Source organism: Shewanella sp. GutCb (genome assembly GCF_002836135.1).
GTDB lineage: Bacteria > Pseudomonadota > Gammaproteobacteria > Enterobacterales > Shewanellaceae > Shewanella.
The window spans coordinates 129,616-146,943 of record NZ_PJBL01000106.1 but is presented as its reverse complement, the minus strand read 5'-3'; the positions used below and the strand labels follow the sequence as shown (position 1 = coordinate 146,943).

Annotated in this window: 16 protein-coding genes; 1 reads left to right on the top strand and 15 read right to left on the bottom strand. The window is 44.2% G+C overall.

The genetic code is table 11. The annotated features are described in order from the left end of the window. Positions 1-17: 17 nt before the first annotated feature. From CXF86_RS22060 to hinT, 3 genes are read right to left on the bottom strand one after another with little or no spacing between them, the layout of a single operon-like run. On the bottom strand, positions 18-488 hold the full coding sequence (locus tag CXF86_RS22060) for a PaaI family thioesterase (protein WP_101091107.1): 471 nt from the start codon (positions 486-488) through the stop codon (positions 18-20). After that, positions 481-984: a PaaI family thioesterase gene (locus CXF86_RS22055; protein WP_102040033.1), complete on the bottom strand. Its 504-nt coding sequence runs from the start codon at positions 982-984 to the stop codon at positions 481-483. Before CXF86_RS22055 ends, CXF86_RS22060 begins: the two co-directional genes overlap by 8 nt. Beyond that, positions 981-1,337 (bottom strand): purine nucleoside phosphoramidase, encoded by a 357-nt coding sequence (gene hinT, locus CXF86_RS22050; RefSeq protein WP_101091109.1) that lies wholly within the window; start codon positions 1,335-1,337, stop codon positions 981-983. Before hinT ends, CXF86_RS22055 begins: the two co-directional genes overlap by 4 nt. Before the next feature lie 187 nt (positions 1,338-1,524). Here hinT and CXF86_RS22045 point away from each other — a divergent pair, with 187 nt between their 5' ends. Further along, positions 1,525-1,938, top strand: coding sequence for a helix-turn-helix domain-containing protein (locus CXF86_RS22045; RefSeq protein WP_101091110.1), 414 nt, complete (start codon positions 1,525-1,527; stop codon positions 1,936-1,938). A 79-nt stretch (positions 1,939-2,017) separates the two neighbouring features. Here the strand turns inward: CXF86_RS22045 and CXF86_RS22040 are convergent, their stop codons facing one another. The 12 genes from CXF86_RS22040 to htpX form a co-directional block, all read right to left on the bottom strand. Next, a complete protein-coding gene (locus CXF86_RS22040) occupies positions 2,018-2,365 on the bottom strand; it encodes a hypothetical protein (protein WP_232775115.1) in 348 nt (115 codons plus the stop codon). Positions 2,366-2,534: 169 nt separating this feature from the next. Continuing rightward, positions 2,535-3,170 (bottom strand): helix-turn-helix transcriptional regulator, encoded by a 636-nt coding sequence (locus CXF86_RS22035; RefSeq protein ID WP_101091112.1) that lies wholly within the window; start codon positions 3,168-3,170, stop codon positions 2,535-2,537. Between the two features lie 263 nt (positions 3,171-3,433). After that, entirely contained in the window at positions 3,434-5,257 is a 1,824-nt protein-coding gene (locus tag CXF86_RS22030; protein WP_180961139.1) for a bifunctional protein-serine/threonine kinase/phosphatase, read from the bottom strand. Positions 5,258-5,274: 17 nt separating this feature from the next. After that, on the bottom strand, positions 5,275-6,756 hold the full coding sequence (locus tag CXF86_RS22025; RefSeq protein WP_102040032.1) for a NarK family nitrate/nitrite MFS transporter: 1,482 nt from the start codon (positions 6,754-6,756) through the stop codon (positions 5,275-5,277). 31 nt (positions 6,757-6,787) lie between these two features. Beyond that, complete coding sequence (nirD, locus tag CXF86_RS22020; protein WP_101091115.1) at positions 6,788-7,114, bottom strand: nitrite reductase small subunit NirD; 327 nt, start codon at positions 7,112-7,114, stop codon at positions 6,788-6,790. Continuing rightward, positions 7,111-9,729, bottom strand: a complete 2,619-nt coding sequence (nirB, locus tag CXF86_RS22015) for a nitrite reductase large subunit NirB (RefSeq protein WP_102040031.1) — start codon at positions 9,727-9,729, stop codon at positions 7,111-7,113. The genes nirD and nirB overlap by 4 nt, the downstream gene beginning before the upstream one ends. A gap of 295 nt (positions 9,730-10,024) precedes the next feature. After that, positions 10,025-10,585, bottom strand: coding sequence for an ANTAR domain-containing response regulator (locus tag CXF86_RS22005; protein WP_101091118.1), 561 nt, complete (start codon positions 10,583-10,585; stop codon positions 10,025-10,027). After that, positions 10,563-11,744, bottom strand: a complete 1,182-nt coding sequence (locus CXF86_RS22000) for a glycosyl transferase (protein ID WP_102040029.1) — start codon at positions 11,742-11,744, stop codon at positions 10,563-10,565. The genes CXF86_RS22005 and CXF86_RS22000 overlap by 23 nt, the downstream gene beginning before the upstream one ends. Continuing rightward, on the bottom strand, positions 11,737-12,633 hold the full coding sequence (gene cobA / locus CXF86_RS21995; protein ID WP_101091120.1) for a uroporphyrinogen-III C-methyltransferase: 897 nt from the start codon (positions 12,631-12,633) through the stop codon (positions 11,737-11,739). The genes CXF86_RS22000 and cobA overlap by 8 nt, the downstream gene beginning before the upstream one ends. Then, positions 12,633-15,413, bottom strand: a complete 2,781-nt coding sequence (locus tag CXF86_RS21990) for a nitrate reductase (RefSeq protein WP_180961138.1) — start codon at positions 15,411-15,413, stop codon at positions 12,633-12,635. Before CXF86_RS21990 ends, cobA begins: the two co-directional genes overlap by 1 nt. 374 nt (positions 15,414-15,787) lie before the next feature. Then, on the bottom strand, positions 15,788-16,135 hold the full coding sequence (locus CXF86_RS21985) for a tetraheme c-type cytochrome CctA (RefSeq protein WP_180961137.1): 348 nt from the start codon (positions 16,133-16,135) through the stop codon (positions 15,788-15,790). 301 nt (positions 16,136-16,436) lie between these two features. Continuing rightward, positions 16,437-17,300 carry a protease HtpX gene (gene htpX, locus CXF86_RS21980; RefSeq protein WP_101091122.1) on the bottom strand — a complete coding sequence of 288 codons (864 nt, stop codon included), beginning with the start codon at positions 17,298-17,300 and terminating at the stop codon, positions 16,437-16,439. Positions 17,301-17,328 lie beyond the last annotated feature (28 nt).

Here is a 17,328-nt window from a genome sequence, read left to right as displayed (position 1 = left end):
ATACAAGGATAGCTAAGTTAATCTATTAAAAAATGGGCTCTTGCCGTCGCAATCAAGTGTTTACGATTAGTCTGCCAACAAGTAATGCTCACGTTAGCGACTCGTCGACCTTGGCGAGTGATCTTACATTCAGCAAAGCTACCTTTATGGTAGCCAGCTCTGAGATAATCAATTGAGAAATCAACTACTTTTGGTACTTTAGTGGTCTGCATAAAGACCATTAGCTGCACAATGGCTGACATTTCCATAAAACCTGCGATAACACCACCATGCAGTGCAGGTAGTACTGGGTTACCGATATTATCATCTTTTGCTGGCAGCTTAAAAACTAGTTCATCGCCAAAACGCTCAACACCCATTCCAATAAACTGGGCGTAAGGCACATGTTCAAGCAAGTGACCAAAATCATTTAGTTCCGTTGCTTTTCGTACGATACTTTTGAAATCTAACTTTGTCGCATCAGATTCTGAATGACTCGGGTTAGTCATGACGCGGCTCTCCCATCAGTGCTTGTCTAAACTCTTCGCCAACCATTTCTGGACTAATTCGCATAAACGAGCCTACCGCATTAGCAATGGGATCATCGATTGAATCTTGGTAAGCAATAGCACGAGTAAAAGCGACGCTAGATGACAATTTATAACACTCTGCAAAACCATAGACTGGCTTAAACGGTTCAGCAGGTTTCATGTAATCAACTCGCAGATCAAGCGTTGGTGAGATCTCCAAAGCACCAAACTGATAAAAAATAGAACACACGACAGCGCAGCCACTGGCCGTATCCATCAATGTTGTTATCACTCCACCGTGGATCACACCAGTGTCTGGGTAACCAACAAGTTGAGGATCATAAGGCAGCTCAATGAGCACATGTTTATCACTGCCCTCTAACACCTTAAGCTTTAATTTTTGGCACTGAGTAAGTTGCCCAACAAATCGACTTGCCATCTCCGTTAACGGAAAAACATCGGCAGCTTTTTTCATCGTTTTTGACTCAACATAGGGCCTAAAGAGTGGCCTCCGACTAAATGCATGTGAATATGGAAAACCTCTTGGCCTGCGTGTTCATTACAGTTCAAGATCACGCGATAACCGTCTTCTGCTATCCCTTCCTCGCGAGCCAGTTTGGCCGCAACAGACATCATTCTTCCCAACGCTTTCTCATCGGAAGCCTTAATATCATTTATTGTCGGGATCAGATGGTTAGGAATAATCAATATATGCGTCGGTGCTTGTGCACTGATATCTCTAAATGCAGTCACTAGCTCATCTTGAAATAGGATATCTGCTGGAATTTCACGTCGAATAATTTTGCTGAATATGGTTTCTTCGGCCATTTTATTGCTCTCATAAGAATAAGTTAAACCTAGTATACTCGAAAAACGGCATCTGGCGATTCGCGTTTTTATGCGTTAAAAAGTCTATTTGCAATGATTTGAGTGCCAATTGAACAGCTGTATACACAATATGATTGACTTTAGGACCATATCCATTTTAAATAAATAAAAAATTACAGGACTCATCATGCTCACCGCTAAAGAAACCGCACTGCTTAATGCTGCCGCCGAGCTGATAAAAGAAAATGGCATGATCGCGCTCAATATGTCCGACGTTCACAAAAGAGCTGGTTACTCACGCGCTGCTCAATATCAGTCATTCAGTGACAAAAACTCACTACTTGCCGCACTTAGCATGCGTGAACTGGTGTTGAATACGTATGCGTTAGAAGAACAGCGTTACTCAGATCTTAGCGGGGATTTTTCAGTTGTTTTAAGACCTGTTGTGTATCGTTACCTCAAATTATCAGATCGACTTATGATTGACTCAGCTTTTAACAATATGCTTAAAGAAGTGAGAAAGTTACCTGATGAAGAGCAATTTATATTTTGGAAAAGAGGCTTTGAATTTTTAAACAGTGAACGTGAGCAAGACAAGTAATATTAGATTTGGTGCTCGTTATATGTACATGGCCAAAACAACACCGCTTTCCGTTGATTTGGCCCATAGATTATCCAAGTTAACTCTGTTCCTTAATCAGGTAAACAACGCCATCTTTTTCATAAACATTTTTAACTTCATTACCTTCCCCAAGCACCACCACTTTATCGCCTTTATTGGTTACCGCATTACCGGCAGCATCTAGCACAATAGCTAAGCCTAATGCTGAAAGCAGTGGCGTATGATAAGCATGGTAATGAAGATGACTTCTAGGAATGACAATCACTTTTGCACGTTTATAGGACTTGTAGGGCTTATTAACTTTCTGGCATTTCACTCCACCCGCCCTATCACAACCGACAGTGGCCGCCTCAGCAAAAAACATTACCGATAAAATAGTAATAACCAACATAATAACTTTAATCATATTCATCTCTTTCGATCTCATAGTTTAACCACGAAAGCGATAATACCAAATGAATACACAACTGTATAGCAATGAGTTTAGTTGTGATGGTAGTGATAAAAAAGGCACTTAAGTTGAGCGCCTAACAATATCAGTAAAGTCAATGAGAGCTTAATCCCATTGAAGAGATTTATTGAATGACTTCATGGGTATTCATTTGTGCCCAAGCGATTGCTTGGCCGCGGCTAGAAACTCCAATTTTTCTAAAAGCACGATATAAATGGGTTTTAATCGTACTTTCACTCACAAATAGTTGATTGGCAATATCAATGTTGGTACTCCCTGAACGCAGGACCTGCAGTACTTCACGTTCTCGGATAGTCAGAGCGTCTGACTCTTCATCAGTACTGACGTTATGAACATCTTGTTGATTAAAATCGTCTGGAATACAAGTTAACCCCTGAACTATTTTGGCCATGCCTAAACCAATAGTGTCTAATGAGGCGCCCGAATAGAATAGACCCGCTGTAATATTGCTTTGAACTAAGAATTTGGCATCTACTTGTTGAGGATAATGCAGGAACACAACCCGAGCCCCACTCCTCTCTTTATCTAACCTTCGTTGAATTTGATAGGCTTTTGGGATATCTACACTAGAGAGATCAATAATGACCAGACTTACTCTGTTTTCAGTAAAATAATCGATAACATTATCTGGAATAACATTATGAATTTTAACTAAAAATTGTTGAGGCCATCGAGTATTGAGCAGATCGACTAATATTTGTGATCGGGTTACAATAACCCAGTGCATAACTTTAAACATTTAACTCTCCATGTTTATATGGTAACCATCCTTGTATCTATTAGTGTAATACAAAATTCAAATAATGAACTAACGAAAGAAATTCAGCATTGAATATTTATAATTTTCATACTATTTTTGCTATCGAAAATCCAGATTGTATACCTCCATAGTCTGTTAATAAAATACGCTCGTCGCTGTTATAAGCCCTCTTCCTTTGAGACGTCAATTCATTCAAAAATATAGCAAGCCAATCTTGAGTACAACTCAAGATATAACCCATCTTAAAACAGGGCAAGTAGTACGGCCAACAACCCAAAAAATACAGTCAAACATTGCCAAAAAAGCAATGGTTGACGATCAATCAACGGCGATTTCACGGCTGATTGCTGCCAATGTGTTACCGGCTGAGTCATCTCAAACAACCATTCACGGCTGTCAGCTTGGCGCTGCTCTGGCGCAACACTAAGCCCCTTTTTAAGGGCTTTATCCATCCAGATTGGCACCAGCGGATTAATGTCATAACTGGGGGTATACTTAAGCCGTAAAAAATCCTGTTTTGTTTTACAGTGCGACTGCTTTCCATCGAAGGGTAATCGACCCGTTAACATCTCAAACGCTATGACCGCAATAGAATAAAGATCCGCTTTTTGATTAACTTGATAACCCAATATGCTCTCTGGGGCTGAATAATCTGCAGTACCCAAGATTAGGTCTCGTGGTAAGGGGCTGGTGATCTCAGCAATACCTTTAATAAAACAGGCGCCAAAATCGATGATCTTCAGCCGCCTCTCATTGGTCAACATTAAATTGTCTGGCTTAAGGTCTTGGTGCAGTGTTTCTTTACGATGAAATGCTCGTACCCCCGCCTCTAGCTGTTTTAACAGCTCTAATACCTCTTGAACTTCAGGTGCTGGATTGTGTTTAATCCATTGACTCAACGAATGACCTGCAAGGTATTCGGTTAAATAGTAGAGTGCCGACTTCTCTCTATCTCGATCGATTATCGACACCACATAAGGGCTATTAATACGTTTGCCAATCCAGCTTTCAAGCAGAAATCGCTCTATGTAGGCCGCATCATCTAAATAGTTGATAGACGGTGTTTTCATACACATCAAACTCCCTAGCTCATTTTTAACTAAATAGACTTGGCTCCTCTGGCTTTCGTGCAACACATCAACCACCTTGTAACCGTCTAACGTCATACCAATGCTGAGCGGTGGTGGAAATGGCAGTTTAGATAGGCTTTGATAAACCTCATCAATGTTTTTATCCGGTAAGGCCTCGATATGCAGCAGTTGGCAACTAGCGTTATCCTGAGAACGGTAATTGAACGCGTTATCAACCATCGCCATACAAAACTGATCACAATCTTCATCGGTAAATCCAGCACTTTTCCCTGCATCATAACGACTTTGGGAAAACTGCTGCAGTCTTGCCTCAATTTCGACGTCGGTAATGACATCATGCACACCATCTGTGGTGAGCAAATACAGATCGTCCTTGGCTATTGCTAACATTCGGTAATCTACGTCAACGTTGACATCTAACCCCATGGCTCGGGCCAGGTACTGCTGGTTTTTCCCCACAAGGCTGGTGTGATCATGGCTAAGTTTATCAAGCGTGCCATCGCGGTAACGGTAAACTCTTGAGTCCCCAACATGAAACATATGTAGATGGCAGGATTTAAAGACTAATGCGCTAAAGGTACATACGTAGCCCCGCCTGGCATCGCGGTAATCTTGCCCTAATCCGTAAAGCCATCGATTCAGTGCCGTTAATACTTGAGTACTAGACTTTTCTACCGACCAAAGATCAGGAGTCGAGTAGTAATCCGCGAGGAAATTACTCACACTAATAGCGGAGGCGGCAGCGCCACTTTCGGCCGTACTCACGCCATCACTTATTGCAGCAACAGCCCCCTTAGTTGTGAGCATGAGCCCACTTGGAATACGGATCCCAATAGCATCCTCATTTGTGGCTTTAATGCCCTTATCAGAATACTGACCAGCCGCTATCATTAAGCCGTTAGCAGGTTTTAATGAGGCTATAGTATTGCTATCTTTGAAGAGTTCATCCGTTTTATCCAAGGTCTGCCTAGCCATGTTCAATAAACTCATGATTAGTTGACGCTAATCAAGGTAACTTCACCTTTCTCATTTACTTCCGCGATATGGCCTTTGGGCTCGGTCATCAGGAACAATGTAAAAAAGCCAAATAGCGCACTAGCCGCAATAATGTAGAAGAATGTTTGCGTTGATACCATTGAATAAGCGGTTAAAAAGAACACTGCGCCCACATTGCCATATGCTCCAGTCATACCAGCTATCTGGCCAGTCAAACGGCGCTTAATCAGTGGCACAGCCGCGAATACAGCGCCCTCTCCAGCTTGAACGAAAAACGAGCAAGCCATCACCATCAAGATCGCTAAAGGCAATGCCCAGCTACCATCAATTTGCGCAACTCCTAAATAGCCGATGGCGAGTCCTGCCGTTAAAATCAATAACGTTGATTTGCGGCCAAAACGGTCACTTAACCAACCTCCTCCAGGACGAGACATTAAATTCATAAAGGCATATGAAGACGCCACCATTCCCGCTTGAGCAAAACCAAGCTCAAATGTCTCGGCAAAGAAAAGCGGCAACATAGAAACAACTGCCAGTTCAGAGCCAAATGTTGAAAAGTACAATACATTGAGCACTGCCACCTGCTTAAACTCGTAGCGTTCAAACTCTGGGATCGTGCCAGTAAACACTTGTTTGTTAACTTGATAAGTCTGATATACGTCAATGATAAATATGGCGATAAGTAGCGCATAAATGCCATTGGTGACTTGTTGGCTAAACATCACTACGCCGGTGGGTGACAATTTCCAAGCCAGCAATGCTAACGTGGCATACATAGGCACTTTCATGATCAGTAACAACACAAAATCGCCCTTACTAGTGACTTCCAGTGCCCCCGCCTTTTTCGGTTTAAAGTAGGTTGAGCCTTTAGGAGTATCTGTCACATTAAAATAGTAGATAAATGCAAAACCTAAGCTCATCAAACCGGTAAGACCAATGGCATAGCGCCATCCATCTGGCCCTCCAAATGCTAATGCTATCGTAGGCAACGTAAAGGCGGCTGCCGCTGAACCAAAGTTCCCCCAACCACCATAGATCCCTTCTGCAGTACCTAACTCCTTCGCAGGGAACCATTCACTGACCATGCGAATACCGACAACAAAACCTGCGCCAACAAAACCAAGGAGGAAACGTGCTAATGCCAGTTGCTCGAAAGTCGTCCCCAAAGCAAACATAAAGCAAGGGATAGAGCAAAAGCCAAGTAGTAAGGAGTAAACCAATCTGGGTCCATACTTATCGGTCACCATACCGATCAATACTCGAGCCGGGATAGTTAAGGCGACATTGAGAATAAGCAGGGTCTTTATTTGCGATGTCGTCAGCCCAATACTTTCAGCAATCACCCCTAGCAGAGGCGCCGCATTAAACCAAACCATAAAGGTAATGAAAAATGCCATCCAGCTTAGGTGCATCATTTTCATTTTTCCTGAAAACGAAAACAGCTTAAATGTTGACTGACTTACATTGTTATTACTCATACTGTCCTTGAACATAATAGCGACCTCATCCTTAAGCTAATGCACGCGCCAGGACGTTGCCCGACTGACGTTTGATTTCAAAAATATCGACACTTAGCGCTTCATTTTCCAAACACTGGCCAGTCGTTAAACTGTAATGTTGCTTATGAATTGGGGAGGCGACAAACAGCTCATTATTGAGTTCACACAATAGTCCACGCGACAGCACGCTAACCCCGGTAGCGGGATCAATATTATCTATCGCGAATATTCCCGCTTCTCCCAAATGAAATACCGCAACAGCTCGACCAGCAACCCAAGCGGCAACCCCTCTTTTTGCCGGCAGTACCGACTCTTCGCAAATAGTGACCCAACTCATACCAACGCCTCCTCGTTATCCAATAGGGTGATAGCAATATTGCCAGCCCCTGACTCACGGTTATTTATCGCAGCAAAAGTCTGCACATCTGATGTTATTGGGAATTTTTGTTCACGTTGATATTGATAGTGTTTTTCAGCGTTCATCGGCGCCTCTTCTGGATTAACAAACTCACTAAAGCGCTGCAAAAAAACGTCATCTTGTAAGCTGGTTTTCCATTCACACTGATAATTAGCCACCACTTTATCCATCTGCTGCTCTAATTCATGATTTACACCTAGTGCGTCATCAATGATCACCGACTGCAAATACTCAAGCCCACCAGCAACAAGTGACTCCATCCACACTGAAGTGCGTTGTAGTCGAGCGGCTGTTTTGGTGTAGAACATCAGTACACGGTCGATGTACTGAACTAATTGTTCAGTAGAAAGATCAGTGGCAAATAGATCACCGTGTCTTGGTCGCATGCCGCCATTACCACACACAAACAGGTTCCATCCTTTTTCAGTGGCTATCACACCGATATCTTTACTTTGTGCTTCGGCGCACTCTCTTGTGCAGCCCGACACGGCAAACTTAATCTTATGGGGAGAACGCAGACCCTTATATCGATGCTCCAACGCAATCGCTAACCCGACAGCATCTTGCACACCATATCGACACCAAGTACTGCCAACACATGATTTAACCGTCCGCAATGACTTGCCATAGGCATGTCCGGTCTCGAACCCTTGTGCTATCAGTTCTGACCAAATCGCGGGTAGGTCTGAAAGTTGTGCGCCAAACATGTCTATCCGCTGCCCACCGGTGATCTTGGTATAGAGATCATATCGTTTGGCAATTTGCCCCATAGCAATTAACTTGTCTGGGGTGATCTCCCCTCCAGGAACTCTTGGCACCACCGAGTAGCTGCCATTTTTTTGTAGATTACCCAAATAGGCGTCATTACTGTCTTGCAGTGCCACATGCTTTTCATTAAGCACATACTGATTTTCAAGCGAAGCAAAAATAGAGGCGGCAACAGGTTTGCAAATATCACAACCCAGTGCTAATGGTGAGGCATTCTCGACAGCGTGCTGTTGGTACAAGTGTTCGAAGTCTTTAATATCTTCAACCTGGCATAGGTGAAATAGCGCCTGACGGTCATGATCAAAATGACAACAGATCCCGGAGTCCGTTTCTAACCCTTGCGCCTGCATCGTTTGATCAATGATCTGCTGTACCAAAGCAGAACAACCACCACAACCAGAAGCCGCTTTGGTACAGCTCTTTACCTCAGCCAATTGATGATTACCCGCTATCACCTGTTCAACAATATCGGCCTTGGTCACCTGATGGCACGAACACACTATGGCGTTGTCTTTTAGCGTTAGTGGCGCAGACTCATCCGCTAGCAATAAGGTTACTGCTGGCTCTTCAAGTGCTTCACCGCTCAAGTATTGACTGAGCAAAAGGCTATATTCATCGACGTTACCGACAAGCACTGCGCCGCGAAGATAAAGACCCGTTTCGTCAAGCCACAGCTTTTTGTAGACGCCCGCTTGTACGTCACTCAACTCAACATATTGTGCTTTATCAAAGCCTCGACTTTCGCCAATTGACGCCACATCAACACCCAGTAGCTTTAACTTGGTGCTCATGTCTGCCCCCGAAAATGTCAAAGGGGCCACCGATAAGCCCGGCATTAGCGGCGTAATTTGTGACAAGGCCACTTTTGCCATTTGATATCCAGGGGCCACTAAGCCAAATATCTTTTGTTGCCATAAAGCGCATTCGCCTATCGCATACACATCATTAACAGAGGTCTGGCAGTTATCATCAATAACGATGCCACCTCGCTCACCTACGCTGATATGACTGTTTCTTGCCAATGTATCTTGAGGTCGAATACCCGCAGAAAATACAATCATGTCCGTTTCTAAAAAGCTTCCATCACTGAATTTAAGCCGATGTTGTGCAGTCTCCCCATCGACAATTTCTTCAGTGGCTTTACTTAAATGGACGCCAAGCCCTAACGCTTCGATTTTCTGCTTCAGTAGCTCACCGCCTTTATCGTTTAACTGAACTGACATCAGTTGCGGTGCAAATTCAACGACATGTGTCTTTAAGCCTAATGCGCTCAAAGCATTAGCCGCCTCAAGCCCGAGTAGACCCCCACCGATCACGACCCCAGAGCTGGCATTGAGCGCTGCTTGCTCTATTGCTTCTAGATCGTCAATCGTGCGGTAAACCATACAATCGCGGCGATCATTGCCTTTTATTGGCGGCACAAATGGATAAGATCCTGTCGCGAGCACCAGTTTGTCATATGGGGTTTGCTCGCCATTAACGGTCAGCCATTTATTCGCGGTATCGATATGAGAAACCTGCTGACCCAGGTGTAGTGCGATACCTTTAGACTCATAATCAGCTTGTGACGTCAGCATCAGTTCATCAGCGCTGCCATTGGCAAAATATTTAGACAGTTGCACTCTATCGTATGCAGGTATCTTTTCGGCGCCATACACCTCAACATCATAGTGTTGGCTTATCTGTCGTTCACATAACTGCTCGACAAAATGGTGGCCAACCATGCCATTTCCCACCACGACCAACTTGGGTTTATTTGTTTTCATGTTTCGCCCCTATCGCTATCCACACTGGCTTTTTGCCAACAAAAAGGCGCCAATCTCCCTTGCAGGAGATGGCGCCTTTGCCAAAAATTAAAATTGTTAGTTTTCTATACTGCTATTATCTGTTCTATTTATATGTTGCAGAGAGTATGCCAGTTTACAAATTACCTACTTCCCAAGCTAAAGCACTGTTACTATTAACTTTAATATTGAAAATAAAAACGAGGCCAACGCATTTCAATATGTTCCACGCTGCCATTGCACCATTGTGGTTACCTTGTGCTGATTTAGGTGCAATTTAGCGGCTCGGAGCATGATTACCAAGGTGAGTAGCAACTTCAGTCAAGCTCAATCCACTGCTCATCGATTGTTGCTGTAGTGCCATATGTGCGTCTTGCTCAGATAAGCCAATGTGTTGCAGCTGTTGTTTGGCGACACGCACTTGTTTTTGGTCTTCAAGGCTTTGCTTCAGTTCCGCCAGCTTATTAAGCAATTGATTTGCTGTTTTAAAGCGTATCAACGCTAACTCTATAATTTTATCTAGACGTGCAAAATTAAATTGCTGCGGGATATAAGTCACTCGTCCACATTGTAATAGTGCCGCGATTTGCGAGGGCTCTGCACGCCTTGAGGTTATAATCAGCGGCACAGCTGCAAACATCATGACTCGTTCAATGAACTGGACGTGCATCGCCGTCATTGAGTCAACGCATAAAAGCACAATATCGCTATCCGTTTTTAGCGAAAAACGTTCTAATTCAGATAACGTGTTGAATTTTATTAGCTCATGGTTGCGGTTGACTGCACTGCTTAATAGCGGCTCATGATCCGTCATATCATATAGATTCAGTATGCGCATTAGCCACCTCACAATTAGTCGTAAGCGATAGATAAGGCTTGAAAATAGCTGTAGCAGATTGAGTCATTAAGTGGGAATGCCTACTCATCCAATATTCACTCGCCAACCTCTTAGCGTTATCAATATTGAGGGACTGATCCGTTAACATCAGTACCGCCATGACATTGGTCATAATAGCGCTGTGAGCCCGAAGAGCTTCGGTTGCATTTCCAGTGCTAGTACAAATATCATGACTATCGCTGTCCAACGGCTCACCATTCCAAATTGCCGTTAACCACTGCGCCTGAAGTTGTGCCGCTTGCGCCTTACGGCCTATTAACGCATTAAGCTGAGTTGTAATCTCAACCTGAGCAAATCCTTCATGCCTGAAAACATTGATGCTGCTGCTCGATCTTGGATTTAATTCACACTCTCCTTGATAGCCTTTAAATATCGCCACATTCGTTCTATGTAATGCTTGCGCATTGTCAGCCATTAACTTGGCCACGTTCAAATGAATATCATCTAGGCCCGGATGAAAATAACTTCTAAGACTGAGCCTTGCCCCCGTAGGGTTGATACAACGGATGGCACTTTGATAAAGACTTCTAAGGCCAATTTCCTGATGAATATCCGTAAACGAATTCACTAGGGGGGACAATACATCGGCGTTGACATAACAGATCCCCGTTGATGTTAATGCAACTTCCGCTTCGGCCATTGAAGTGGCACTGGTGATCCCTACCGCCTCAACGAAACCCGCAATGTGTTGCCGATGAGGCAATACCCTATTATCGCCGTGCAATAATATCTTAAACCCATTACCAGCCAACAGTTTGGCGCTCAGCAGTAAATAAGGCAGCTGATCTCTCTTTGCGCCATAACAGGGCCAGTCAATATCGACCTGAAGTTGCTGCCATTGATTATCGACCGTAGAGCGCAGAGCGAGTGCCGCCCCAGCAACCTCTTCTGCGGTCTCACCTTTTACGCGCATAAGCATTAACGCCACACTAAGCTGGGTAACAGTGCCAATGTTGTCGTAAAAACCACGAACCAACTGAAAGCTTTCAACTAACGTCAATGATCGAGACCCTTTTTTACCTCGGCCAAGCGTTTTAATAAGCTGTCGATATTCTGCCGGGTCAGTCACTCCTGTGAGCTTATTATTGTGACTATCCATATGCACGCTCAAATGCATTACTTTTAACATCGCTGTTGATATCACAAGCAGCCAACCATTGCGCTAGCTCTTGCCCTATACCAACCACCTCTCCCACGATTAAAAGCGTTGGACCGTCGACGTTAATGGTCGTGGCAACATCCACCATATTTTGCACAGAGGTGGTCATTATCGATTGATTATCGCGGGCACCATTGCTAATAAAGGCCACAGGTAAAGAGAGTTTTGCTCCCGCTTGTAGTAAACCATGGGCGATATCAGCCGCTCTCTCTTTTCCCATATAGAAAACCATGGTACTTTTTGCCGCTAACAATCCCGCCCACTCTATCGCGGTGTCATCACAAAGATGTCCGGTCACAAAAGTAACCGAGCGCGCAACCTTTCTATGCGTCAACGGGATCCCCGCACCAGCAGCGCAGCCTAACGCGGCAGTCACTCCAGCGACGAAATGGCTTTTAACGCCGTTTTCAGCCAAAAATAGGGCCTCTTCAGCGCCTCTACCAAACACATTAGGATCACCGCCCTTAAGTCTAATAACCACTTTACCTTGTTGGCTTAACTGCAGCAGTTTTAGGTTTATTTGTTCTTGCGTTGCACTGGGTTTTCCAAAACCCTTACCCATGTCATACATGTCGCAATCATCAGCGGCTAATTGCAAAATATCTTTACTCACCAAATTGTCATAGACGATCGCTTGTGCTGCTGTAATCGTTCTGGCCGCCTTAATCGTTAACATATCGATATCACCACAACCCGCCCCTACAATCGTTACTGTATTGGGGTCATCGTTACCCGTGGGGTCCTTAAGCTGCAGTAGCTCTACCAACAATAAGTCACTATTTGTTGGCTTTATTGATCGCGTTAACTTGCCAATATGATTGAGTTTCATTAAGCAACCTCCTGCTTTGATTTCTGTTGTTCTGCAATAACTGAATCGGCAATATCATTCACTTGGTTTAAGCAGCTGCCACACACAGCACTGCATTTGAGTTTTTGCTGCACCGCGTCGACAATCAACGCCGTTGTTGTCGCGCCACAGTCAAAACTCACCAGCATCTGTTGCTCAATTTCATTTTCGGTCACGCCAGTACAGGCGCAGACCACTTTGCGACTACCTGCTCGTAAAACCTGGTGTAAGTATTTAATAAATTTAGTATCAAAAGGATTGTTGATAAAGGATTGAATCGCGTTAACATCAATGTCTAACACCTGCTCACATGTGATAAGTAAGCTTTTGAGGCTACCTTGGCTGAGGATGCAGTAAATCTGTTTGTCTTGATCGCGCCAGTGCATAATACGGTGGTAAGACAATGGACTGAGGTTCGCCCCACGGTGCTGTTCAAGCTCCATCATCTCAGAGGTAAAGCTCGATGTTGCCGCAATATGACGGCAGACCCCACCGCGGAGTTGCTGCTTTACGTCCCAACAAAGTTGCTGAGGATCGATTAGCGTCTGCCCCCACTCGATCCCCTGCTGCAACACCTGCTGATGTTGCAATTCAACCCATTGATTTTTAAAACCGGGTTGTTTTGAAAAAGGATCAACATGAGCGGCTGTTACCTTATTTACACCACCACTTTTGCTAAATTGCGATGACCAATGCATTGAAAGAAACGCTGTATCTTGCAATAGTGATTCATCAATCACCGCTCGAGCGATAAGTGGCTCCACTAGGTTATCGGTTTTAATTGCCACCAGCCCACCAGCCTCTAACCCATGCTTATTCAGAGTATGTGCATCGAGCATCAATTCAGGTTGATAATTTGAGGCTGCCAGTTGCTCAATATGCCCCGTTCTCGTCATGGTGTGCCATTGATCGCGACTACGACCACTGTTTAACCGCACTCGATTCTGACTTAAGGAATGATGGTCAATCACGGCTTGGATATCGCTCGCTTGAGACAATCGAGTCTCTACAAAGTGAGCTTTACCACTGTGAGTGGCAAACTGACCTTGGGTAAATAAGCGAATGTTTTTTTGGCCGATCGCATCGACATGTTCAACCGGCCATTGGGTGGGTATTAGTTGCTTATATTGCTCAGTGGATAGATCTGATAAACCCGCGAGGGATAATTGTTTTTCAGGAAAGTTTTGCTGCACTTTTACAGTGAGATTAGCGTACTCATTAAAGATATCGGCACTGTCTTTGAATGCAAACTCATCATTAAACCCAAGCTGTTTTGCGACTTCACACAGCGCCCACCAATCCGCTTTTGACTCTCCTTGAGGCTGAATAAAGCCGCGTTGACGGCTAATAGTTCGTTCACTGTTGGTGACCGTGCCTGACTTTTCTGACCACCCCTGCGCCGGTAGTAACATATCGGCATATTGAGCGGTATCGGTGTCGGCTGTAATATCAGAAACCACCACATAATCACACTGCTGTAATGCCTGTTTTACTAACTGGGTATCAGGCATTGAAACCGCCGGGTTGGTGCCCAAAATCCACACCGCCTTTATTTTACCCTTTGCCATATCGGCAAACATCTCAGTGGCGGTTAATCCTTTGGATTTTGGCAGCGCTGATGTCTGCCAAAAGTCTCCCACTAACTGCCGTTCTGGCTCCGAAAAGCCAAGGTGACAGGCTAGCTGGGTTGCCAGGCCGCCTACTTCACGACCTCCCATTGCATTGGGTTGTCCCGTTAACGATAAGGGGCCACAACCAACTTGACCGATATCACCTCGCGCCAAGTGACAGTTAATAATCGCATTAGCAGTGTTAGTGCCAGAGGTTGACTGATTAACGCCTTGGCTACTGGCTGTAACCACTTTATGATCTTGTTGGTAAAGTGCGTAAAACAATTCAATCTTATCTGCTTCAAGCCCTGTGACATCGACAATGTCGGCCTGCGTGGCACCGCTTTGTCGGGCACTATGAAGTGCTTGTTTGAAGCCTTCCGTATGACGATGTATATAGTCATCATTCAGTTGGCCTTTATCGGCTAGGGAACAGAGTAAACCATTAAATAAGTGCAGATCTGAGCCTGGAGTGAGTTGCAAATGTAGATCTGCTTGCGACGCTGTGGCTGTTAGCCGTGGATCGATTACCACAATTTTAGTACCACGCTTTGCTCTAGCAGCGAGAATTTTTTTAAATAGAACCGGATGGGTCCAAGCGGTATTTGCCCCGACTAATACCACCACATCAGCAAGTTGCAGATCTTCATAACAACCAGGAACCACATCTTCTCCAAAAGCTCGTATATGGGCACTTACCGCTGACGACATGCATAATCTGGAGTTAGTATCAACATTTGCGGTACCCATAAACCCTTTGGCAAGCTTATTGGCAACATAATAGTCTTCGGTCAGTAACTGACCTGAAAGGTAGAAAGCGACAGAATCGACTCCGTGCTCAGCGATGGTATCTTTAAAATTTTTCGCTATTTCTACTGTCGCAGCAGACCAGCTAATATTTTGATCGCCGGCCTCTAAACCTGAACGGTTTCTTCGGCGTGGGTACAGTAATTTATTCGGAATGTTTAAACTATCGATTAATGCAAGTCCCTTACCGCATAAGTCTCCAGAATTAGCCGAATGTTCACTATCACCAGAAACCGTCAATGTAGGGTGGTGTGAAAAGCTGATGCTGTCTGTTTCGATAAGATTATTAACTGTAACCCCGCAGCCAACGCCACAGTATGCACAGGTTGTTTTACAGCTTGGCATGATTAGCATCTCTTAATATTAGTATTAACTCATGCCTATCACTTCGCAAATCCTATGCCAATACACAACCAACTGTTTTATATACTAAATAAAGAAAACGAATTCATAAGTTATCATCTAATGTGCTACATGAGTGCATATTCACGCACTAAAATCAGGCAAACTATTGATAAAAAACAATGGGATAACCATAAAGAGGTATTAGCAGATTTAAAACGATAGACAAATAACAACAAGAGGACGAATCAACGGAAAAAGATCAGGTGACCACATTGAGTCACTATTGACGCCTGACATCGATTAAAAACATCAGTCTCAAATTTTTGGCACAAAAAAGCCAGCGCGAAGCTGGCTTTTATTGGTAACGGTTTAGGTTACTTAAGTATTGACTCTGCCGTACGGCCATCATCGTGACAGCTGTCACATGTTGGCTTATCACCCACGTTCATTTCGTGAGGTGCATGACAATCAGCACACATCAACATGCCATCGTGTGGTTGATGAACAGCGTCCATCTCGTCTAATGTACCGTGACAAGATTGGCATTGCTCAAATTCGTACTCGCCATCTGCAGATGGAGAACCGTCTGCGTGACATGCTTCACATCCGTCCATTTCTGCATGCATTTCAGCCAGTTCTTGGCCTTCAGCGAAAACAGCAGGAGATAATGCTAGCGCTGCGATAGCCGCACCAAAGATTGCACTTAATAGTTTTTTGCTCACAATTGTATCCTCATTTAATGTCCGCATAGTGGAAACGCTATCAGTCAGGTTTGTTTCCATCTTGCGATCAATATTATTAGCACGACTTAGCTTAATTTAGCTAAGGAATGACAAATTCGCAACTAATTTAGTTTGAAGATCATATCATTGTGGTAAATAGCAAAACGTGCGCTCCATCAAATTATACGGCTCACTTGCGCTATGAAAGCCCACAAGCGTTCAATTATCATCTTGATTTTGAGTGGTAAAAACACGATTCGGAAGTTTAACCTCCGAATCGGCTTTATTAGTGAAACATGAATTAGCTTGCTCTTAGAGCCGCAATACGTTTCTCAAGTGGTGGATGGCTCATCAATAATTCAGACATTGATTTCTTACCATTGATACCAAGTGCTGACATCTGAGCTGGCATAGCGCCTGTCTCTGGGCCTTGACGAAGCCTGTCGAGCGCAGCAATCATCTTCGCTTTACCGGCCAATTTAGCACCGCCTTCATCTGCTCTAAACTCACGAATACGAGAGAAGTACGCCACTATCATTGATGCCAAGATACCAAACAGCATATCGAGCACAAAGACAACGCCCATATAGGCGAACATACCAAGGCCTTCACCTTCTTCATCATTGCTAGACACAAAATTGTTGATAATGCCTGCAACCACTCGAGCTGCAAAAATCACAAAGGTATTAACCACGCCTTGAATAAGCGTCAGCGTCACCATATCACCGTTAGCAACGTGGCTGATTTCATGAGCGAGTACCGCTTCAATCTCATCATGATTCATACCATAAAGTAAGCCACTACTGACTGCGACCAACGAGTTGTTTTTACTCGGGCCCGTTGCAAAAGCATTGAATTCTGGCGATTGATAAATGGCCACTTCAGGCATTTTAATCCCCGCTTGCTCCGCTTGGCGCGTAACCGTCTCAACGAGCCAACGCTCGGTATTATCACGAGGCGTTGTAATGACTTCACAACCCATGGTTTTCTTTGCCATCCATTTAGAGATAGCCAAGCTGATAAATGCACCACCAAAACCAAAAATAGCAGCGAAGACTAACAGTCCACCCATGGTTGAAGTATTAACACCCAAAATAGACATCACGATTGATGCCACTAATAAGATCGCCATATTGGTAGCAATCAGTAAAAATATACGCTTCATTTAAGCTCCTGTAGGATTCATACGTTCC

Bases quoted from the DNA above. Each gene is read 5' to 3' on its own strand.
- CXF86_RS22060 (WP_101091107.1), bottom strand. From the start codon at position 488: ATGACTAACCCGAGTCATTCAGAATCTGATGCGACAAAGTTAGATTTC.
- CXF86_RS22055 (WP_102040033.1), bottom strand. From the start codon at position 984: ATGAAAAAAGCTGCCGATGTTTTTCCGTTAACGGAGATGGCAAGTCGA.
- hinT (WP_101091109.1), bottom strand. From the start codon at position 1,337: ATGGCCGAAGAAACCATATTCAGCAAAATTATTCGACGTGAAATTCCA.
- CXF86_RS22045 (WP_101091110.1), top strand. From the start codon at position 1,525: ATGCTCACCGCTAAAGAAACCGCACTGCTTAATGCTGCCGCCGAGCTG.
- CXF86_RS22040 (WP_232775115.1), bottom strand. From the start codon at position 2,365: ATGATTAAAGTTATTATGTTGGTTATTACTATTTTATCGGTAATGTTT.
- CXF86_RS22035 (WP_101091112.1), bottom strand. From the start codon at position 3,170: ATGTTTAAAGTTATGCACTGGGTTATTGTAACCCGATCACAAATATTA.
- CXF86_RS22030 (WP_180961139.1), bottom strand. From the start codon at position 5,257: ATGGCTAGGCAGACCTTGGATAAAACGGATGAACTCTTCAAAGATAGC.
- CXF86_RS22025 (WP_102040032.1), bottom strand. From the start codon at position 6,756: ATGAGTAATAACAATGTAAGTCAGTCAACATTTAAGCTGTTTTCGTTT.
- nirD (WP_101091115.1), bottom strand. From the start codon at position 7,114: ATGAGTTGGGTCACTATTTGCGAAGAGTCGGTACTGCCGGCAAAAAGA.
- nirB (WP_102040031.1), bottom strand. From the start codon at position 9,729: ATGAAAACAAATAAACCCAAGTTGGTCGTGGTGGGAAATGGCATGGTT.
- CXF86_RS22005 (WP_101091118.1), bottom strand. From the start codon at position 10,585: ATGCGCATACTGAATCTATATGATATGACGGATCATGAGCCGCTATTA.
- CXF86_RS22000 (WP_102040029.1), bottom strand. From the start codon at position 11,744: ATGGATAGTCACAATAATAAGCTCACAGGAGTGACTGACCCGGCAGAA.
- cobA (WP_101091120.1), bottom strand. From the start codon at position 12,633: ATGAAACTCAATCATATTGGCAAGTTAACGCGATCAATAAAGCCAACA.
- CXF86_RS21990 (WP_180961138.1), bottom strand. From the start codon at position 15,413: ATGCCAAGCTGTAAAACAACCTGTGCATACTGTGGCGTTGGCTGCGGG.
- htpX (WP_101091122.1), bottom strand. From the start codon at position 17,300: ATGAAGCGTATATTTTTACTGATTGCTACCAATATGGCGATCTTATTA.